Annotated in this window: 19 protein-coding genes and 2 riboswitches; of the genes, 10 read left to right on the top strand and 9 right to left on the bottom strand. The window is 41.1% G+C overall.

What is annotated here, in order from left to right; translation table 11 throughout:
• Nucleotides 1-133 precede the first annotated feature (133 nt).
• From LG307_RS04930 to LG307_RS04945, 4 genes are read right to left on the bottom strand one after another with little or no spacing between them, the layout of a single operon-like run.
• On the bottom strand, nt 134-1,336 hold the full coding sequence (locus tag LG307_RS04930) for a M20 family metallopeptidase (protein ID WP_404448666.1): 1,203 nt from the start codon (nt 1,334-1,336) through the stop codon (nt 134-136).
• Between the two features lie 15 nt (nt 1,337-1,351).
• Nucleotides 1,352-2,179, bottom strand: coding sequence for a MetQ/NlpA family ABC transporter substrate-binding protein (locus tag LG307_RS04935; protein WP_404448668.1), 828 nt, complete (start codon nt 2,177-2,179; stop codon nt 1,352-1,354).
• A 15-nt stretch (nt 2,180-2,194) separates the two neighbouring features.
• Complete coding sequence (locus LG307_RS04940; RefSeq protein WP_404448669.1) at nt 2,195-2,845, bottom strand: methionine ABC transporter permease; 651 nt, start codon at nt 2,843-2,845, stop codon at nt 2,195-2,197.
• Nucleotides 2,835-3,866, bottom strand: a complete 1,032-nt coding sequence (locus LG307_RS04945; RefSeq protein ID WP_404448671.1) for a methionine ABC transporter ATP-binding protein — start codon at nt 3,864-3,866, stop codon at nt 2,835-2,837. The genes LG307_RS04940 and LG307_RS04945 overlap by 11 nt, the downstream gene beginning before the upstream one ends.
• Before the next feature lie 79 nt (nt 3,867-3,945).
• A riboswitch (SAM riboswitch) is annotated at nt 3,946-4,051 on the bottom strand.
• Between the two features lie 96 nt (nt 4,052-4,147).
• A riboswitch (SAM riboswitch) is annotated at nt 4,148-4,256 on the bottom strand.
• A gap of 160 nt (nt 4,257-4,416) precedes the next feature.
• Between LG307_RS04945 and LG307_RS04950 the strand changes: the two genes are divergently transcribed.
• The 3 genes from LG307_RS04950 (at nt 4,417) to LG307_RS04960 (ending at nt 8,445) form a co-directional block, all read left to right on the top strand.
• On the top strand, nt 4,417-5,394 hold the full coding sequence (locus tag LG307_RS04950; RefSeq protein ID WP_404448673.1) for an alpha/beta fold hydrolase: 978 nt from the start codon (nt 4,417-4,419) through the stop codon (nt 5,392-5,394).
• A gap of 199 nt (nt 5,395-5,593) precedes the next feature.
• Nucleotides 5,594-6,664 (top strand): M14 family zinc carboxypeptidase, encoded by a 1,071-nt coding sequence (locus LG307_RS04955; RefSeq protein WP_404448675.1) that lies wholly within the window; start codon nt 5,594-5,596, stop codon nt 6,662-6,664.
• Nucleotides 6,665-6,892: 228 nt separating this feature from the next.
• Nucleotides 6,893-8,445, top strand: a protein-coding gene (locus tag LG307_RS04960) for an IS3 family transposase (protein ID WP_404448676.1) whose coding sequence is annotated in 2 segments (ribosomal slippage) — nt 6,893-7,529 and nt 7,529-8,445 — 1,554 coding nt in all. Because the reading frame shifts where the segments join, the coding sequence is not laid out codon by codon here.
• Nucleotides 8,446-8,543: 98 nt separating this feature from the next.
• Here the strand turns inward: LG307_RS04960 and LG307_RS04965 are convergent.
• Both LG307_RS04965 and LG307_RS04970 read right to left on the bottom strand, forming a co-directional pair.
• Nucleotides 8,544-9,293, bottom strand: coding sequence for an anti-sigma factor domain-containing protein (locus LG307_RS04965; protein WP_404448678.1), 750 nt, complete (start codon nt 9,291-9,293; stop codon nt 8,544-8,546).
• The gene (locus LG307_RS04970; RefSeq protein WP_404448679.1) at nt 9,290-9,844 is read right to left on the bottom strand and encodes an RNA polymerase sigma factor; all 555 of its coding nucleotides are present in this window, start codon (nt 9,842-9,844) and stop codon (nt 9,290-9,292) included. Before LG307_RS04970 ends, LG307_RS04965 begins: the two co-directional genes overlap by 4 nt.
• Nucleotides 9,845-10,062: 218 nt before the next feature.
• On the opposite strand from LG307_RS04970, the gene glcT reads away from it, so the two are divergent.
• Complete coding sequence (glcT, locus tag LG307_RS04975) at nt 10,063-10,893, top strand: glucose PTS transporter transcription antiterminator GlcT (RefSeq protein WP_404448681.1); 831 nt, start codon at nt 10,063-10,065, stop codon at nt 10,891-10,893.
• Nucleotides 10,894-11,078: 185 nt separating this feature from the next.
• Complete coding sequence (gene ptsG, locus LG307_RS04980) at nt 11,079-13,121, top strand: glucose-specific PTS transporter subunit IIBC (RefSeq protein ID WP_404448683.1); 2,043 nt, start codon at nt 11,079-11,081, stop codon at nt 13,119-13,121.
• 60 nt (nt 13,122-13,181) lie between these two features.
• Here the strand turns inward: ptsG and LG307_RS04985 are convergent, their stop codons facing one another.
• Entirely contained in the window at nt 13,182-13,406 is a 225-nt protein-coding gene (locus LG307_RS04985) for a group-specific protein (protein WP_404450382.1), read from the bottom strand.
• Between the two features lie 169 nt (nt 13,407-13,575).
• Here LG307_RS04985 and LG307_RS04990 point away from each other — a divergent pair, with 169 nt between their 5' ends.
• From LG307_RS04990 to LG307_RS05010, 5 genes are all read left to right on the top strand, one after another.
• Nucleotides 13,576-14,046 (top strand): flavodoxin, encoded by a 471-nt coding sequence (locus LG307_RS04990; RefSeq protein ID WP_404448685.1) that lies wholly within the window; start codon nt 13,576-13,578, stop codon nt 14,044-14,046.
• On the top strand, nt 14,039-14,923 hold the full coding sequence (locus LG307_RS04995) for a hypothetical protein (RefSeq protein WP_404448687.1): 885 nt from the start codon (nt 14,039-14,041) through the stop codon (nt 14,921-14,923). Before LG307_RS04990 ends, LG307_RS04995 begins: the two co-directional genes overlap by 8 nt.
• Before the next feature lie 15 nt (nt 14,924-14,938).
• Nucleotides 14,939-15,391 (top strand): flavodoxin, encoded by a 453-nt coding sequence (locus LG307_RS05000; RefSeq protein WP_404448689.1) that lies wholly within the window; start codon nt 14,939-14,941, stop codon nt 15,389-15,391.
• A gap of 33 nt (nt 15,392-15,424) precedes the next feature.
• Nucleotides 15,425-15,553, top strand: a complete 129-nt coding sequence (locus tag LG307_RS05005) for an FbpB family small basic protein (RefSeq protein WP_404448690.1) — start codon at nt 15,425-15,427, stop codon at nt 15,551-15,553.
• Between the two features lie 385 nt (nt 15,554-15,938).
• Nucleotides 15,939-17,855 (top strand): bifunctional 2',3'-cyclic-nucleotide 2'-phosphodiesterase/3'-nucleotidase, encoded by a 1,917-nt coding sequence (locus tag LG307_RS05010; protein ID WP_404450383.1) that lies wholly within the window; start codon nt 15,939-15,941, stop codon nt 17,853-17,855.
• 45 nt (nt 17,856-17,900) lie between these two features.
• Here LG307_RS05010 and LG307_RS05015 read toward each other — a convergent pair whose 3' ends face one another.
• Together LG307_RS05015 and LG307_RS05020 are read right to left on the bottom strand one after the other, a co-directional pair.
• On the bottom strand, nt 17,901-19,001 hold the full coding sequence (locus tag LG307_RS05015; protein ID WP_404448692.1) for an endospore germination permease: 1,101 nt from the start codon (nt 18,999-19,001) through the stop codon (nt 17,901-17,903).
• Between the two features lie 23 nt (nt 19,002-19,024).
• The gene (locus LG307_RS05020) at nt 19,025-20,215 is read right to left on the bottom strand and encodes a Ger(x)C family spore germination protein (RefSeq protein WP_404448694.1); all 1,191 of its coding nucleotides are present in this window, start codon (nt 20,213-20,215) and stop codon (nt 19,025-19,027) included.
• Nucleotides 20,216-20,226 lie beyond the last annotated feature (11 nt).

Below are 20,226 nucleotides of genomic sequence, written 5' to 3' on the forward strand. Positions count from 1 at the left end.
AAGCCCTATTGAATTGTCTAATAGAAGGACTCTAATCTCCCGAAGAACTACAAGCCCCCATTGAACTGTCCAATAAAAGGGTCCTAACCGCCCGAAGAGCTGTAAGAACCCATTGAACTGTCTAATAGAAAAACTACTTCTTTGCCAACTCAAATTCCTTTCTTACTTTCGCCAAGACCTCTGAATCTGTCAAAAGTCTCAACCCTGTCAGAGCCAATACTTCTGCCCCAACCAACAATGCATGGTCACCTTCTGGAGAACGGGCTGCCGCCTTGAACTCCTCCGTATGGCCGACCAACGTTTCCGGCCCTATTTTAATATATGGATGAATGGTAGGGACCACTTGGCTCACGTTCCCAACATCGGTTGATCCAATCCCTGCTTTGCCTTCCAATACAACCGTTTCTCCTAGTGATTCCACAATCTCTTTGTAAACCGCATCCAAGCTCTCATTCAACACAATATTGTCTACTTCATTCTGGAATACAATGACATTGAGTTTCGCACCGGTTGTCAAGGCAGCTCCTTCTGCGATTGCTTTCACTTTGTGGGTTACTTCATTCAATCCTTCCCTGGTTGCTGCCCGTATATAAAAGCGTGCTTTTGCGTATTCTGGTACGATGTTAGGGGCATCGCCGCCATGGGTGATGATCCCGTGGATGCGAACATCATCTGTCACGTGCTGGCGCAGTGCATTGATACCATTGAATAATTGAATGACAGAATCAAGTGCGTTGATACCTTCATGTGGTGATGCAGCAGCATGTGCTGGTTTTCCGATAAATTCAAAATCCAATGGATCGACGGCAAGTGTCGGTCCCGTGAGTCTTGTTGCATTGCCGGGATGGACAATCAGGGCTGCATCGAGATGTTGTACGAGACCGTGTTTAACGAAGCTTCCTTTTGCACTTCCATTCGGTCCGCCTTCCTCAGCAGGTGTACCGAACACAGTGATTTCTCCGCCTGTTTCGTCCAAGACCTTACTCAATGCCACTGCAGCTGCCACACTTGTAGTTCCAATGATATTGTGTCCGCATGCATGACCGATACCAGGGAGAGCGTCATATTCTGCCAGATACCCAATGGAGGGACCTGGCTTCTCTGACTTTTTCGTAGCGATGAAGCCTGTTTCATGTCCTGCGACATTCGTTTCTACCGTAAACCCTTCGTCTTTTAAAATAGAAGTGAGAAGGGAGGAAGTAAAGAATTCTTCGTTTCCAATTTCCGGTCTCTCATGAATCTGGTGACTAGTAGAAAGATAGAGTGCCTGCTTTTGTTTGATATCCTCTTTGATAATCAGTGTTTTTTCGTCTACTTTGTTAATTGTTACTGTCATTTTCTCCACTCCTTTTTATTCTGCTTCAGTATCCACGCCTATTTCACTTAATGGGACAAACGTTGGAATTGTGCTACCTTTGTATTCTTTTTCAATGAATTCTTTCACGTCGTCTTCTTGGTATAACTGTGCAAGTTTTTGGAGGTCTTCCCGGTTTTTGTCCTCGGTACGGACCGCAATGATGTTGATGTATGGTGTTGCAGTATCATCTTCATGGAAAATGGAGTCTTCAGTTGGATTGAAGCCTGCATCTACCGCAATCCCGTTATTGATAATGGATGCCGCAACGTCTGGTAAAACACGTGGCGTCTGTCCTGCAACCACCGGAACAATCTCAAGATTTTTAGGATTTTCTACAATTTTGTCTAATGAACCGTTCCCGTCAAAATCCTCCGGTAATGTGATAAGCCCGGCGTCTTGCAGAAGGAGAAATGCTCTGCCCATGTTGGTTGCTTCGTTTGGCACGGCTATTTTACCGCCTTCTGGGATATCTTCTACATTTTCATATTTCTCTGAGTACAGACCCATTGGTGCGATAACAGTTGTGGCAATCGGTGTTAGATCTAGATTATGCTCATTGATAAATGCTTCAAAGTATGAAATGGTCTGGAACGCGTTTGCATCAAGTTCCTTCTGGGCCAATGCCAGGTTCGGTTGTACGTAGTCGGAAAAGCTGACAATCTCAATGTCCAGACCTTCTTTTTCCGCTTTCTTCGCTACAAAATCCCAGATTCGGTTGTCCGTGCCGCTTACCCCAATCTTTATGGTCTCATTGTCTTTTGAGCATCCTACTGCAGTAAGTAATAGTACCGTTAAAATGGCAAAGCTGAGTAATTTTTTCATGATGTATAACTCTCCTTATCGTCTTCTAATTTTTTTGGATAAAATATTTCCGGAGCTTTGGATCGCCTGGACCATGACAACCAGGATGGCAACCGTGATAAACATGGTGACTTCGTCAAACTGCTGGTAGCCATATGTAATCGCAAGGTCACCGAGTCCACCGCCTCCAACGGCCCCGGCCATTGCAGATGCACCAATCAATCCGATGGTGGCGATGGTGATGGCAAGTACAAGTGAACTCAACGCTTCGGGAAGCAGGAAACGGAAAATGATCTGTGTTGGTGTAGCCCCCATCGCTTCTGCGGCTTCGAGTACACCCGGCTCCACTTCCAATAACGAATTTTCTACTAATCTTGCAAAATATGGAGCAGCATAAAAGATGAGCGGAACGGTCGCAGCAGCTGTCCCGATGGACGTTCCCACTATCAATCTCGTAAGCGGAATGATGGCAACCAGTAAAATGATGAAGGGTATCGAACGCAAAACGTTGATGACCGGATTTAAAAAGTTGAATAATACCGTGTTTTCTAGAATGTGTCCTTTTCTTGTTACAACCAATAGCACACCAAGCGGTAAGCCAATCAGTACGGAGAAGAGGAGGGAGAAGCTGACCATGGATAATGTTTCTAATAAGGCATCAATGATTTGCTCGGAACTAACTCGCATGTGCATTCACCTCTTTCACTAAAACTTTTTCTTGTTGTATGAAAAATAAAGCGCGTTTGATCTCGGAGGGTTCTCCTTTTAACTCCACCACCAGGTTTCCAAACGGGACCCCTTGCAGTTCGGTAATGTTTCCGAACAGGACATTCACATCGACATGGAATTTCTTTGCCACATGCGACAGGAAAGGCTGGCCTGCTGACTCACCGACAAAGTTGATACGGTAAATACCTTGATGATCATCTTTTTTACTAACAAGACTCCTGATTGATTCTGGCAATGTATCATTCAATACAGAGCTGACAAAGTTCTTCGCCGTTGAAGTCCTTGGGTTGGAAAATAGATCAAATACCGAACCATGTTCAATGATCTTGCCATTTTCTATGACGGCTACTTTGTCACAGATGTCTCGAATGACTGACATTTCATGGGTAATCATCAGGATGGTGATCTTGTATTCCAGGTTTATTTTTTTCAAAAGTTGAAGGATGGAGCTGGTCGTTTGTGGATCGAGAGCTGAAGTTGCTTCGTCACAAAGAAGGACAGAAGGGCGTGTTGCCAAAGCTCTTGCAATACCCACTCGTTGTTTTTGGCCTCCAGACAATTGATCTGGATAGTTCTCCTTTTTATCGCCAAGCCCTACAAAGTCGAGAAGCTCTTCGACTCTTGCTTGAATGTCTGCCTTTTTGATGTTACTGATTAGAAGAGGCATTGCTACGTTTTCGTAGACTGTCTTGGAATTCAACAGATTGAAATGTTGAAAGACCATGCCGATTTTTCGTTTGGCTTCTCTCAGTTTTGGTGGTGAAAGTTTGGATAAATCTGTCCCTCCAACTAGAACCTCACCGGATGATGGTCTCTCCAGCAGATTCACACAACGGAGGAGCGAACTCTTTCCGGCACCGCTGAATCCAATGACTCCGTAGATTTCTCCTTCTTCAATGCTCAGGTCGATGCCATCTAGTGCATGTACTTCCTGCTCACCGCTTTTGTAGACTTTCTTGACGTTCTTGAATGTAATCATGATGGTTCCTCCTTATTAGAAAATAAAAATGCCCTTTTCTTGGAAAGACAAGAAAAGGGCATCAGTATGTACATGCTCTTTCTTATCTTTCAAGCAATTGCTTGATGGAATTGGCACAGTGCTTCACAAGTAAGCCTGTTGCCGAGGTTTCATAGGGCCAGTCCCTCCACCTCTCTGGATAAGAAAACTAAATTTATTCAATTGGAAAACTCGGGTTTAGAAGACAAAAAACCTCTTCTTAACAAGTAAGAAGAGGTTAGCGCCCGTGCATGCTTATGCTCTTCTTATCTTTTCAAGCTTGGTTGCTTGAAGGAATTGGCACAGTGCTTCACAAGTAAGCCTGTTGCCGAGGTTTCAAAGGGCCGTTCCCTCCACCTCTCTGGATAAGAAAATAAGTTTTTATTTGAATGATGATAAGTTTATAACGGTCGGAAAGGGAAGTCAACGTTTTTTTAGAAAATAGCAAAAATACATTTTATGGGGGGGGTTGCTGGAACTTAATCGGTTGTCATTTCGTATATGTAATAGATTAACAATATTGGAGAAAGTAATGGTGGCAGATTTGACAACCAAAAAGAGGTTCAGTTTTAGGAAAGCGATCAAATTTATAACTATAGGATTACTGAGCATAGTAGTTCTGTGGTTGATTTTACACCAAAGTATGACTTTTTACGAGAGGAACAAATACGAAGCAATGGGGCAACTGGTGGAAGTCGATGGTGAGAGAATGCATGTCCATACCCAAGGAGACGGACCAAGTACTATCATTTTACTTCCTGGTTTGGGAACGTCAGCGCCCGTGTTAGATTTTGAGCCGCTTATGAATGAGTTAAGTAAGAGTTATAGAGTGGTAGTCGTGGAGCCATTTGGTTATGGGTGGAGCGATAAGACAGATAAGGATAGAACGGTAGAAAACATGGTGGAGGAAGTAAGAGCTGCACTACAGGAAGCAAATATAGAAGGACCTTACATATTGATGCCGCATTCTATCGGGGGAATCTATAGTACGTACTATGCGAATACATATCCTGAAGAAGTAAAGGCGATCGTTGGGATTGACCCGACACTCCCGGCTGCGATCGATTATTTTGATGTACCAGTTCCTACTATGCCAGGTTTCCTTAGGGTTGTAGCTCCAAGTGGTATTGCAAGGATGGTGATAGCGGGGAATGAGGGGGATTTTTTACCATTGGCAGAAGAAGGGACATATTCAGCTGATAATCTGGACATTACGAAAACGCTAACTGTCTGGAATGGGTACAATAAAAACATCATCATGGAAGCAAATGAAATTAGTAATAATATCGCCAAAACGATTAGCATGTCTTTTCCGTCCAATATACCGGTCTTGATTTTTAAAACTAAGGACGATAAGGTGAATCCTGCTGGAAGATCTACGATGACCTTTTATGAAGAACAATTGGAAAATGTAGAAAAAAATAAAATTGTGCCACTAGATGGCCATCATTATTTACATTGGACAAATGCAGAAGAGATGAGTAGGCATGTTGGGGAATTCATTGGTTGAAGTTAAGATAACGCTGGATATTTGGTCCGCGTTTTTCTTTTTGTTAAAAAGCTTGCATAAGTCTATTTGCCCAGTTCTTACCATCTATCAATTGTCTGAACGTTAGAAAGAAAGGAGTTTGTCCTCATTTACAGATTATTCAATAAAATCTAGTATGAAATATGTAGGGTTACTAAATATCTGAAATGAGGAGGAAATTATGAAAAAGATCAGTAAAACGGTATTAGCATTATCTTTAACAGGAGTTATGACAATCGGTACGTTAACAACAGGAACGCTTCCAACAAATGCAGTTGGAAATGGTCCGAACTATAACGGAAATGAGTCTATCCAAACTTCCATCCTTACTACATATGACGAGTTGGTAGAATACTTACAAAATCAAGAAGCAAAGCAGCAGGCGATGGAGCTTGAGGTTATAGGAGAAACAGTGAAAGGCCGTGACATTTACATGGCCAAATATATTAAAAACGAGGACAACCCAACCATTCTGTTTTTGACTCAACAACATGGAAATGAGCAGCTGACAACAGAGGGTGCGATGGAATTCATCAAACATCTTGGAACTGGTAAAAATCAATCTGTATTGGATCATGTCAATATCCTTGTTATACCAATGTTGAATGCTGACGGCGCGATGGGCGATGTGAACTTTTCTACAGATAATTACATTGCAGACGGAGACCGTCATTTAACACGGGCGAATGCAAATAACTTTGATTTAAACCGTGAGCATGATAAAGCGGTAGAAACGATGCAACCAGAAGCACGGGCACTTCATACAAATGTGTTGGAGAAGTATGACATTGATTATTTGATTGATTTACATCATCAAGGAACACAGAGTGAACGTGATGGGAAGCTTGTGTCAGGATCTATCCTTTACCCGACAAGTCCTAATGTTGACCCGGCTGTAGTGGAGCAGTCCAAGCAGTTGGGAGCAGTGGTGTTCCATGAAATTGAGTCAAAAGGCTGGGGGCATCTTGGAAAGTACTCTGGTGGAAATACGGACAACATTGGTCGTAATGGAATTGCTTCGAGATATGATATCGCGACATTATTGTTTGAAATGCGAGGAATGTCTGATCATACAAATCCAACCGCCGTTCTTGGGCAGAAGAGTAATGGGTATTTGATTAAGCAAACTGTTAATACGCTTGATTCCACTGTGAGAGCAATTGCTGATGGAACTATTAACACTGTTGATACAAGTTTTTGGGAAACTCTACCTTTCCAGAACACAAGGCAAGGTGAGGAAAGCGACGAATAGACAAAGGAAAAGCTCGGGGCACTTAGATGTGCTCCGAGCTTTTTCTTTTTTATTTTGACCAATGAAGACCTATGCACTAAGAATTTCCTGAGGTTGAAGTCTTCATAGGAATTATGAGGCCCTCAGTTCAAGGTTTTTGTGTGACAGAGGTCTTCATAGTGATATGCTCCCTTTTAAGTAGACAGATTAAATAACAAAAATCTGTTTCTGCTAAGGGGAGTATTTATTATGTCAAAAAAAACTAACTCTTTCGATATCAAAATCAACGTCATAAGGACTTGGGAAAATCGTACTCACACTATTACAGATTTAGCCCATATAAATAACGTTAGTCCATCCACAATATATAATTGGATAGATAGATATGAAAGTCTGGGGGAGAACGGCTTATACCCTACCTCAAAGGAGTATTCTAAGGAATTTAAGCTGAAGGTAGTCCAGGAATACCTTAACGGGGGGCACTCTCAAAAAGAACTTGTGAGGAAGTATGAAATTTCAAGTAAATCTGTCCTCCAGAAATGGATTAAGAATTATAATAGTCATAGAGAGCTAAAAGATACTTCAAAAGGAAGGAAGTTCACTATGACTAACAAAAGAAAAACTACCTTAAATGAACGAATAGAGATTGTGCACTATTATCTAGAGAACGGCATGGATTTTCATAAGGCAGCTGAGACCTTTCAGGTCTCTTACCAACAAGTGTATCAATGGGTGAAAAAATATGAGAATGGTGGCGAAGAAGCCCTCCAAGATAAACGTGGGCGGAAGAAGGAAGAAGTGGAACTTTCTCCTGAACAGAAGATACAACGAGAGATGAAGAGGCTTGAAAGGGAAAATGAACGATTGCGAGCAGAGAACGCATTTCTAAAAAAGTTAGAGGAGATCGAAAGGAGGCAAAAATAAGTCAGATTCGCCATGAGGCGAAATACTTAGCTATTCAGGAACTGGAACAGGAAGAAGGGTTTTCTATCGTTATGCTCTGTGACATTGCGGAGATTGCCCGGTCTGCCTATTACAAATGGTTGAAGCGTGAGCCTTCAAAACGTGAACGGGAAAGTGAAAAGTTAATGAAAGAGATTACTACTTTATTTGAAAAAGTGAAGGGGATTTATGGTTATCGTAGAGTGACCATTACGTTGAATCGAAGGTTAGGAAGATCTTATAACCATAAACGAATCTATAGGTTAATGCGTGTTTTAGGCATTCAAAGCATTATTCGAAGAAAAAAGAGCCGTTACAAAAAAGCGACCCCTAATCATGTTGCACAGAACCTTTTAAATCGCGAATTCCAAGCGAAAAAACCAAATGAAAAATGGGTGACGGACGTTACGGAATTTAAGTTCGGTAAGGCCACAAAGGCTTATTTGAGTGCCATCCGAGATTTATATGATGGGGCTATTATTAGTTATGTTTTAGGACGTAAAAATAACAATCAGCTAGTGTTTAAAACATTGGATCAAGCAACTGCCATGTTGAATGGTGAACAACCGCTTTTGCATAGTGATCGAGGATTTCAATATACCCACCTTGAATTCAAAAGAAAACTGGATATGGCAAAGATGACTCATAGTATGTCCCGAGTTGGACGATGTATTGATAATGGTCCAATAGAGTCTTTTTGGGGGACATTGAAATGTGAGAAGTATTATTTGGAGAAATATGAAACGTTTGAGGACCTAAAAGAGGCGATTGATGAGTACATTCATTTTTATAATCATGACCGCTATCAAAAACGATTAAACGGCCTTAGCCCTTTAGAATACAGAGCTAAGACAGCTTAGTCTTGTTTTATTATTTCAAGTGTCTACTTGACAGGGGGCAGTTCATAGGGGTTATGACCTAAGATTCCAGAATTTCACCCACTAGAGGTCTTCACTTCTTACAACCCTGCCGAAAGATGAATCTCCCCTTCAGGCAATTCATTCCCGCTTTGAGGCTCCAAGGTTATCGCAATGGTATCCCAATCTTCCGCAGCCGTCTGTTCGATGTTATGGAACACATAGCCTTTACCTTGATCATCAATAGTGAAATCACCAGCCGGTATTGGTGCTCCATCCTTGAGCAACCAAACCTGATAGACTTCATTACCGGTTAGTTCAGGTAAGTCCTGCGTCTGAATCATAACGGATAGTGCCTGCTCCTGTTGGAAAAGTGCTGCAAACCCGCTGCCTGCAGCATCTGATGGTTGCAAGGTAACTACGTTATCAGGTTGTTTCAGTTCTTCCGTAACCGACTCTGTTCCTTCATCATTTTGCATCATCAAGTAGCCGTTTCCAACCAATGAAAGCAAGAGCGATGCGGCAAGCAACGTGGTCAGCCAAGGTTTCCCTGAAGCTGTATTCTTACTAATTGGTGTTTCGACTTCCTTTTTAAAAGCAATCGGTGTAACAGTTGCTTTGTCTGTTTTCACGTCTTCAGCAAATACATTATCCAGAATTCGCTTCTTCATTTCCGGTGGGGGTGAGGCCTGCTCTGACACAAGGGCAACATCTCCTAACAGATCTTGAAGTTCCATTAATTCTTCCTGACATTCGGGACAGGTGGCTAAGTGCTGTTCAAATTCTTCTCTCTCTGTATGTGTTAGGTGTCCATTGAAATAGTCCAACACTAAATCACATTTCTGACTCATATACTCCCCCTCCTATCTGCAAGCAACGGTTTCAATTTCTTTAGTGCTAGCCGTATCCTTCCCTTTACGGTCCCAAGCGGAATACCGGTCAATTCGGCTATTTTCTGCTGGGTATATCCTTTGAAATACATATAGTGGACCATCTTCCTTTGGTCGTAGGATAGGGTGGAGACCGCATCTCTAATGACTTTCTGCTCTTCTTTCCACTCTGTCTCTTTTTCGGTGGAGTCGTTTGATTGTAAGAATGGTTCCACATCCTCTATCGGGGCACTTTGTGTTCGTTGCTGCTTGCGAATAATATCCAAGGCTTTATTACGGGCGATGGTGAACAGCCAGGATCTGAACTTGCCTTTTGACTCATCGTAGATACCTGAACCTTGCCAAATCTTAATAAACACATCCTGCATTGCTTCTTCTGCAATGTCATGGTCGTTCGTTATTTTCAATAAAAAAGAATATAAGATCTTTTCGTACCTGTCGTACAATTCTTCCAGAGCGGTTTTATCTTTTTTCCTGATCCGCTCATACAGAAGAGAGTCCTTATTCTGCATAGGTTTTCTCCTTTTTTATGTGATTATCTTTATTATATCTTTATTTGTCTCTTTAAAAGAAGAAATAAGGCTTTCCCACTTTCCTAACGTTGGAAAATCGATTTTGGATCAGTGTTTTCGAGTATGGAACCATTTGGAAAATATGCTCGCTTGACTAACCCTCCACCGTAGCGTACTTTAATATATATTGCAGTTTTAGATACACCGGAGGAATGGCCATGCGTGTAAAGAAAGTCTTGAATAACAATGTGTTGATTGCTGCCCACCCGGAGTACAATGAAGTGATCCTGACAGGAAAAGGAATTGGCTTCGGAAAACGTACCGGAGAAGATATTACTGTCGAGAGTGCGGAGAAGTTCTTTGTGCTTCGCGACCAGGAAGAGCAACAACAATATAAGCAGTTACTTAATTATGTCGATGAATCGTTCATTGGTTTAATGAACGAATGTATAGAGCGAATTGAGAAGCGTTTCGAGGTTCGGTTGAATGAACATATCCATGTCGGATTGACAGATCATCTTTATTTTGCCGTAAAAAGAATTCAACAGGGGTTGGATATAAAAAATCCTTTTCTGACGGAGACGGAACTCGCCTACCCTAAAGAATATACGGTGGCACTTGAAATTGTGGAGTGGTTGAATGAAAAGCTTGGGATCTCCGTTCCAGTTGGAGAAGTCGGGTTCATCACCTTGCACATCCATAGCGCGTTAACCAACCGGGAATTATCGGAGATCAACAAGCATACCCAGCTAATCAGCAGAATGGTGGATGTTATTGAAGAGTCCTTGAAAATCTCTGTTGATCGGACAGATGTGAACTACTTGAGACTAATCCGTCATTTTCATGCATCGATTGAAAGGGTGCAAAAAGATGAAAATCGTCCAGAAAATCAGGAAGCGCTCGCAAAAGTGTTGCAAGCTGAATATCCTGTGTGCTACAATCTAGCATGGAAATTGATTAAAATTATGCAGCAGAACTTACACAAGCCAGTCCCAGATGCTGAGGCAGTCTACCTGACTCTACATTTGCAAAGGCTTGCAAAACAATAAATTAATCTTTAACACTTTTTTCACGTGTTACTGGTCATGCAGGCATGAGCGGAAGAAAGCGTAAACGAAGAAACACGGTAGAAGTCTATCTACCTTTCCTTCGTGTACCTTTTCTTTTGACTCATGCCTTTTTGTTTTTCTGAGGGTTCTACAAAAGCATATAAAAATACCTAGGAGGAACACATATGTTTAAGAAATCATTTGGTTTACTACAACGTATCGGGAAAGCCCTCATGCTTCCTGTCGCATTGCTACCAGCAGCAGGAATCCTGCTTGCATTCGGTAATGCCATGCAAAACCCGAACTTAACTAGCCGCCTCGGCTTTCTAGAGGCAGATTCACTCGTATTATTAGCACAAATCATGGAACAGGCGGGAAGCATCGTATTCTCCAATCTGCCACTACTCTTTGCCATCGGGGTAGCCATTGGACTTGCTGGAGGGGACGGGGTTGCCGGTCTTGCAGCAATGATCGGTTACTTAATTATGAATGTTACGATGAGTGTTATCAGTGGAGTTACTGCTGAACAGGTCGGAAGTGACCCTGCACTTGCGAATGTTTTAGGAATTCCGACCCTTCAAACCGGGGTGTTCGGCGGTATCATAGCCGGGGTGCTCGGTGCCTATATGTACAATAAATTTTACAATATCGAATTGCCATCTTACTTAGGATTCTTTGCCGGCAAGCGTTTCGTTCCAATTGCGACAGCGGCATCTGCCCTTGTGCTTGGGGTGGTCATGAACTTCATCTGGCCATTCGCACAAGAGGGTCTGAATACGTTCTCTTATTTTATGACAGAATCAAACCGTACATTGGCAGCATTTATTTTCGGTGTCATTGAACGTGGACTGATTCCATTTGGCTTACATCATATTTTCTACTCTCCATTCTGGTTTGAATTCGGTTCTTACACAAACGCGGCAGGAGAATTGGTTCGTGGAGACCAACGTATTTTCATGGAGCAGGTGAAAGACGGTGCCGAACTAACGGCAGGTACGTTCATGACAGGTAAATTCCCATTCATGATGTTCGGTCTTCCGGCAGCAGCGCTAGCAATCTATCACTGTGCTCGTCCTGAAAATAAGAAGTATGTTGCTGGTATCATGGGTTCAGCGGCATTGACATCTTTCTTGACAGGTATCACAGAGCCACTTGAGTTCAGTTTCTTATTCGTAGCACCAGTATTATTCGCTATCCATGCTGTGTTTGCTGGACTTTCCTTCATGGTTATGCACATTTTAGATGTGAAAATCGGGATGACGTTCTCCGGTGGGGTTATCGACTATATTCTATTTGGGGTCCTTCCAAATGCGACTGCATGGTGGTTGGTGATTCCTGTTGGTCTAGTCTTCTCGGTTATCTACTACTTCGGATTCCGCTTTGCGATCAAGAAGTTCAACCTTATGACACCAGGTCGTGAGGAAAAAACGGAAGAAGCTGAATCTGGATCTGGTTCCGTTGATGAACTGCCATTTGGTGTACTAGAAGCACTTGGTGGAAGAGAGAACCTTACCAACCTTGACGCGTGTATCACTCGTCTTCGTGTAAGTGTGAAAGATGTAGAGCAAGTAGATAAAGAGCGTTTGAAAAAATTAGGTGCAGCAGGGGTAATGCAAATCGACCGCAATATCCAAGCGATCTTCGGACCTCGTTCTGAAACAATTAAAGGTCAGATCCAAGATATCTTGAGTGGGAAAACGCCAGTGAAGCAAGAAGTGGCGGCAAGTACTGAAAATGTTTCTAAGGATGCAGGTGCTGTAGCTACTTCAACTTCGGCTGAGTTTGACGTAGTCATGCCGATGACAGGGAAACTACTTCCTATTTCTGAAGTGCCTGATAAGATTTTCTCACAAAAAATGATGGGTGACGGTTTTGCTATTGAACCAACTGATGGCAAGGTGGTATCACCTGTTGCAGGAAAAATTGTGAACCTGTTCCCGACAAAACATGCGATCGGCATCGAAACCGCTGAAGGCCGCGAAGTCCTTGTGCATGTTGGAATTGACACAGTCAACCTAAAAGGAAAAGGCTTTGAAAGTTTAGTAGAACAAGGTGACACAGTCGAGCAAGGGCAAGTGTTACTGAACGTAGACCTTCGCATTGTGTCTGAAGAAGCGACATCCATCATCACACCAATCATCTTCACAAACTTGGCTGCTGGAGAAGCAGTTGAGATTAAGGATGGTAGTGTAAGAGTTGGGGAAAAGGGTCGCGTAACAATTTCCTAAAGAGGTAAATACAAAAGAACCGTTGCATATAGGTGCAACGGTTCTATTTGTTGGAAATGGCTACCCCTGTTTCATCAAAAGAGAGTGAGCTTTTACTACCTTTCGTTCAAGATAATCAATAGAATAGTTACCATTTGGATCTGTGACATCGACGACAGCTCTTGATAAGTTGTCGATTACCAAATGCAATAACTCCAGATCCTTTTTCTCTAATTCATGTTTGTTCACTTCATCCATGATTTCTTGTGCCAGGCCTTGTATTTTTCTGAGCCTAACTTCATTCATATTCCTCAAATATCCTCTCCTCCTATAAATGACATTCACAAAAAGAGTATATGTACTAAAATGAGATTCTTTCTCAAAATTTAGAGAAATTAATTGACACTGATAATCATTATCAACTATGATATCAGTATATTAATTGAAAACAATTATCAACTAGAGGTGTTCTAGAATGCGAATATTTATTGGATATGTAAGTATGTCGGGAAACACAGAAGACATTGCAAATATTTTGCAGGATGAACTGCTTGCAAAAGGATGCGAGGTTGTCTTGGAGTGTTTGGATACAGTAGATGTAGAGGAAATCACAACCTATAACGGTATTGTTATCGGTTCCTACACCTGGGGAGATGGTGATCTCCCATATGAGGCGGAGGACTTTTATGAAGAGTTGGATGGATTGAAGTTAAACAGTATTCCTGCAGCTTGCTTTGGTTCAGGAGATCATGCATATCCTAAATTTTGTGCAGCAGTGGATACCTTTTCTGAGAAGCTAAAGAGTTGTGGGGCCGCCGTTTATGATCAAACATTAAAGGTGGAGTCTAGTCCTGAAACACAGGAACAAGAATTGGAATGTAGACAATTTGCTCAAAGATTCATTACATGGGTTAAAAAAGTGGAAGAGAACTTTCATTATGTTTAACAAAGGATCCACTGCCGTTTTATCTACTCCTGACATTCCATTTCTTGTTGCGGTAAAGAAATCTGGTATCTATTCGTTCGAGGATGGGGAATGGGTGTTGCAGTATGGCCTTTCCCAAAATATTTATAAGCTTGTACGACTAGGAAGGTTTATTTTTGGCATTGGGGATTATGGGACGATTTTACGATATGAACCATATCAAAAAAAGTGGACCCATACGACATTTTCCGTTTCCCAGCGTTTATGGGATATAGCCGGAAACGATAAGGGCCTAATCGTAACACATGGTGGAAGTAAATTATATGTGTCCAGAAACTATGGTTCGAGCTGGGCTGTCGTTAAGCCATTCGCATCTTTTAGTGCTCCCCCATTAATCAGGTCGCTCTTTTTTTCAGATGATTGCATTTACATTGGTACGCAAGTAAATAAGGAGCACGGTGGCGTATGGAAGTACTCCCTCTTAACAGGGGAATTAAAACTTGTGAAAAGAGAAGAGAATTCGATGGTTTCATCGATTTACATTTCAGATAGGGATTCTATGTTCATTACCAAAGGAAACGTTAAGACAGGCGAAGGCTCTGTGGAAATGAGAAAGGCTGAAAATTCATGGATTTGTTTTAATCAGCCTCTTTCAGAGAAAGCTTTTTTGGATATATTCCTGGCCAATAATAGCTTGCATGCTACTACAAGCCGAGATGAATTCGGGTATTCGAGGATTTATGAGATACATAAAGAGAGTATGAGTTTGATTCCAATAGGGACTGTGGAGGGGCATGGATTCAGAGGTGCTGGTTTTGAGGACCAATTGTTTATATCATCCCCCGTTGAAAGTAAATGGATCAACAACAGATATCAAGTTCCAAGTCTGCTACATTGAGAGGAGTGATAGAAGATGAAAATAGGAATTTTTTATGCAAGCATGTCCGGGAACACAGAGGCAATAGCGGACAGTATCACAGAAAAACTTATAAAACATCAACATGAGGTGGTATTGGAGGACGTTCATAGTCTAGATAGTGCTGAGGAACTTTTACACTATGACATTACCATTTTAGGTATGTATACTTGGGGTGATGGTGATTACCCAGATGAATGCTTAGATATAGTAGAAGAGCTGGAGGAAATGGATCTTGAAGGTCGCTCTTTTGCGATTTTCGGCTCTGGGGACACTTCTTATCCTGAATTCTGCGGTGCCCTTGACCATCTTAAAGAATTGCTTGAAACCCGTGGGGGAACCGTGTTGTCTGATCCGCTGAAAATAGAGTTCAACCCTGAACCGGAGGATGAAGAAGAGATTAGTAAATTCGTTTCTCTAGTGGTGGAAAAATTGAAAAAGTCTGCTTAATTATTAATGCAGACATAAGGAAGAGATGAAAAAATGAGAAAGAAATTGATGCAGGAATTAATAGAGCAGAATAAGCAGGAAATTTTAAAAGATAAAGTGAAAATGGACAAAATACTCGAAAAAATCGATCGGGTTATAATCATAAAAGCAAGTGGAAAATAAAAGAAAACAAACTCGTCAGTCGTTAAGTGTGACTGGCGTTTTTTGTATCATTTTGATTTTAGAAAAAAATATTCATTTTTTTTTAAATAGAAGTACAACAATTTGGTGTATTCCCTTTTTATAAGGTACACAGGCATCTTTCATTATACCTATTTGAATTCGTGTTCCTTTAAGGGTTTATTAGGTTTTTTTTACAATATAAGTAATTATACCCGAATTCTTGTAATGATTCTGTTGTATTTTGTCAAATACAGGCCTTTCTTAGTATTTCTAATATGGCAATACTCTCTATAATTAAAAGAGTATGACTATTAAACTTCTAAAGGAGCTGTTTGGCTTGAAAAAAGCTTTCCAACAACTAGGGAAAAAAGTGTTGGCTATAACCATGGCTGTATCATTGCTTGCCACACCATCCATGTTCAACTCGGTTGAGGCTGCACCAAAAGGACCAAAGGCAGGGCAACATGATGTGGAACTTAGAGTGATGGGGACGACAGATATCCATACACATCTATATAACTATGATTACTATAAGGACGCGGAAGTACAAGACTTTGGACTTGCGAAAACAGCTACTTTAATTAAGCAGGCCCGCGAAGAAGCAACGAACACGATGCTGTTTGATAACGGTGATCTTATTCAAGGTAACCCTTTAGGAGACTACAAAGCAAAAGTGGATATTCTTCAAAAAGGTGAGGTTCACCCAGTATTTCAAGCTATGGGATTACTGGATTATGATGCAGCAACTCTAGGAAATCATGAATTCAACTATGGGTTAGATTTTCTTGATACGGTACTAGAAGGGGCTCCATTTCCTTATGTCAGCGCAAATGTATTTTATGATGATGGTGCAGACAACAGCGAGTATTATGTAAAGCCATACGAAATCATTAAGAAAAAATTCACAGATAAAAATGGAAGAAATAAAGTTCTACGTGTTGGTGTGACGGGTGTTGTCACTCCGCAAATCACACAATGGGACAAAGCACATCTTGACGGGAAAATCGTAACGAAAGACATTGTCCAATCAGTAGAAGCTGTCATTCCTAAAATGGAGAAAGCAGGAGCTGACATCATTATCGTATTGGCACACTCCGGAATCGGTGATACCGAGTATACAGAAATGGAAGAGAACGCTACCTATGATTTGACGAAGGTAGATGGTGTTGATGCCATCATCACAGGTCACAATCATCTTAAATTCCCTGGAGACTTCACGGACCTTCCTGGTGTGGACACGGAAAAAGGAACGATCAATGGGGTTCCTGTCGTGATGCCCGGTAACTGGGGGAACAATTTAGGGATCATGGACCTAACACTTTCAAAAGTAAAAGGCGATTGGAAAGTGACAGATTCTGCTACAACATTAAGGAATGTAAATGGTGTGAAAGCAGATCCAGCGATATTAGATGTGGTAAAAGAAGCACATGAAGGAACTGTAAACTATGTTCGTACAGCAGTTGGTACAACAACGGCTGACATCCACAGTTACTTTGCATTAGTGCAAGACGACCCCTCCATCCAAATCGTAACGAATGCACAGAAGTGGTATTTGGAAAAACAATTGCAGGGTACGGTAGATGAGCATACACCTATTCTTTCTGCAGGTGCACCGTTCAAAGCCGGCGGAAGAAACGGAGCAGGCTATTACACGTTTATTCCTCAAGGGGAAATTGCCATTAAAAATGTAGCTGACCTGTATCTGTATCCAAACACAGTCGCTACTGTAAAAGTAACAGGCGCAGATGTTAAAGAGTGGTTAGAAATGTCTGCAGGACAATTCAAGCAGATCGATGCAAACAATGGCGGCGAGCAAGCATTAATCAACAGGGACTTTCCGACTTACAATTATGATGTTATTGATGGCGTTACGTATGAAATTGATGTTACAGAACCGGCAAAATATAACAAAGATGGTGTTGTTGTCAATGAAGGGGCAAATCGTATCAAGAATCTGGAGTATAACGGGGAACCTATTGACTTAGATCAAGAGTTTATCGTTGTGACGAATAACTATCGTGCGAGCGGTAACTTCCCTGGAGTGCGCAATAATACAGGGGTTGAAATGTACCCTGATGAGAACCGTCAGGCAATCATCGACTACATCCTACAACAAGGGGAGATTGATCCATCAGCCGACGGAAACTGGACATTCGCACCAATGAATAATTCCGTCCATATAACATTCGACTCTTCACCTGAAGCAGTCAATGCACTACCTGAAAACGGCACCATTCAATACGAAGGAGCCTCCCAAAACGGCTTCGCCAAATACAAACTAACACTACCAACAGCAGAATAATATAGAAGAAGAGGGGTTTACTTTATCGCTTTAGAGCAGTGAGGGTCAGACCCCTTTTCTTCGTTTTTTCCTGCCTTTCATCCAAGTGAAAAGTAGGATTAGTAAAGGAAGGAAAAATTGAAAGGGAATATGAATGTAATATGGGACGAGCTCCAGGCCTATATATAAGTGTTCTGGGAGGTCTTTTGCTATGATAAAGGATCCGAAAAAGACCATTGCCCCAAGTAGGACGATGATAAATTTTTCTTGGAGGATAGGAAAAACATAGGATATTCCCTTTGCACCGGAAATAAAGAATATGGACACTTTTACAAAACCTACGATGATAAAGGCAAAGGCAGTCAACAATTCTAAGTGTTGGATGATACCCAAAAGCTCGATCATTTCAATTGCCTTTACTAACGGGTATGTATAAAGTGAAGACACTTTAGCCCCAAGGATGGCAATTATGATTTCAGAGACAGTAATTAAAATAACTCCGCTCAAAACGACAGCAATCCATCCCTGTTTCATCAATCTCTTATGGTCATTAAGGAATGGAAACAAGACCAGAAAAACCACCATTTCTCCGTAAGGAAATGTTATATATTGGACCCAATTACTTAAATCCAAAATCTCCAAGTCAATTATTGGCCTTATATTTTCGCCCATCATTATCCCTGACAAGAAAGAAAAAAATATTATCAGTGTTATTAGGAGTACGGTAAAAACAAACAAAATCTCAGATGTCCTGGCTACCGCCTCAAGGCCCAAAACTGCAGCGTAACAGATTAAGCAGACTGAGACAAAAGCAATAATCCAGTGATCGATATTGTAATAAAAGGTTTGGGTAACAAAGTAGACGAAATCTTTGAGTACCCTTGTTGCAATGTAAAGAAAATAAAGGCTGTACAACATTAAGACGACTTTTCCAAGTATTTTACCGAATGCTAATTCCAAGAGTTTATGAAATTCAGGCCAACCATTCCTTTTTAATAAATAAGCATAAAAAAAGAAAAGGAGGACTCCGATTAGAGCGGCTCCGGTGTTGATAATCCAGGCATTCTCTTCAGCCTGCAGGTTGAGTCCCAGGACAATAGAAGACCCTAGAAGAAACAAGGTCATCAGTGTAATGAGCTGATAGATGGAAATCTTGGTAACGTTCATATGAAACTTCATCCTAACTTTGGCTAATCTAATGAAGTGGCATCTCCTGACCTAGTTACAGAAACATCCACGTTAATACCAAATGGGGTGTTTGGATAAATATTTTCCCAGTCACCTTCAATTTTTCTCCAGTTACTTGGACTTGAAAGATAAATTTCTTTACCAAACCCCACATAATCCAGATTCTCTTCTTGGCTTTTTTGTATAAGGGAGGTGATGGAATTTTCTAATTGTTTTTTAATTTGTTGTCTAAAGAGCTCCATATTTGGATATTCGAAATTCGTACTACAGGCGGATTCGATAATTCTTCCGTTCGTCTTAATATTGATAGAAACCTCAGGAGTTCTGCCGTGCCAATTTACTTTATATTTGGTTTTGGCTTTCTTTAAGTGGTAGGAAAAGTAACCAGGACCTTCAGGACAATTCGCCTCCAACGCACCTTCCCTAACATTATCCATTAAGAATAAGAGACTTTGGCTTTCCTCAGTACTTAAAAAATCCATTAGTCTATCTTTTTTGAAATAGGACATGCCGTTAATTTCCATTTTCGATTTAGGTTGATAGGATTCAATATTCTCTTTCTTAAGTCCTTCCTTCACATCTCCTGCAACACTGATGTATGGTATTACATTGTTGACAACCGGATAATTCAACAGGAAATTTTTCACGCGATTAGGATAAACCGGGATAGCAAAGGATGAGTAGTCTTTAATATTTTCTATCGTATCCACAATTCTTTTGGAAGATACTTTCTGAAATGGCGTGAACATGGCAAGGATATCATGTGCACTTACCTCCTTGCTGACAAAGAGCATGGTATTAGAAGAGATTGTTTGCTCTAAAAACAAATAATTCAACACATCCTCAATTCCACGCTTTTTAGCAAGTTCTTCGCTTATTAAGATAACTTCTAAATCATCCATAAATAGAAACCGAGAAAATGATTTGTGGATGTTTTGCAGGGCTTCTGTTATGGTCCTTCCACTTTCCTGATACAGGATAAATCCTAGTTTCTCCGAAGCACTATCTTTAACGGAGGGAGCATTAATAGCTTGTACTGTTATGAGAAAATCCTCCTCTTTCATGTCTATAGCAATAGCTGAGATAATAATCAAATCTCTGATAAGAGAATCTTCCGCATTTTTTCCAATGATGAGACTTGCTCCGAGCAAAAATAATGAAGTAATGATTGGTATTAGGTTTCTTTTGAACATGGTATCCATCA

The sequence above is a fragment of the Sutcliffiella horikoshii genome (assembly GCF_044809035.1).
Lineage (GTDB): Bacteria > Bacillota > Bacilli > Bacillales > Bacillaceae_I > Sutcliffiella_A > Sutcliffiella_A horikoshii_G.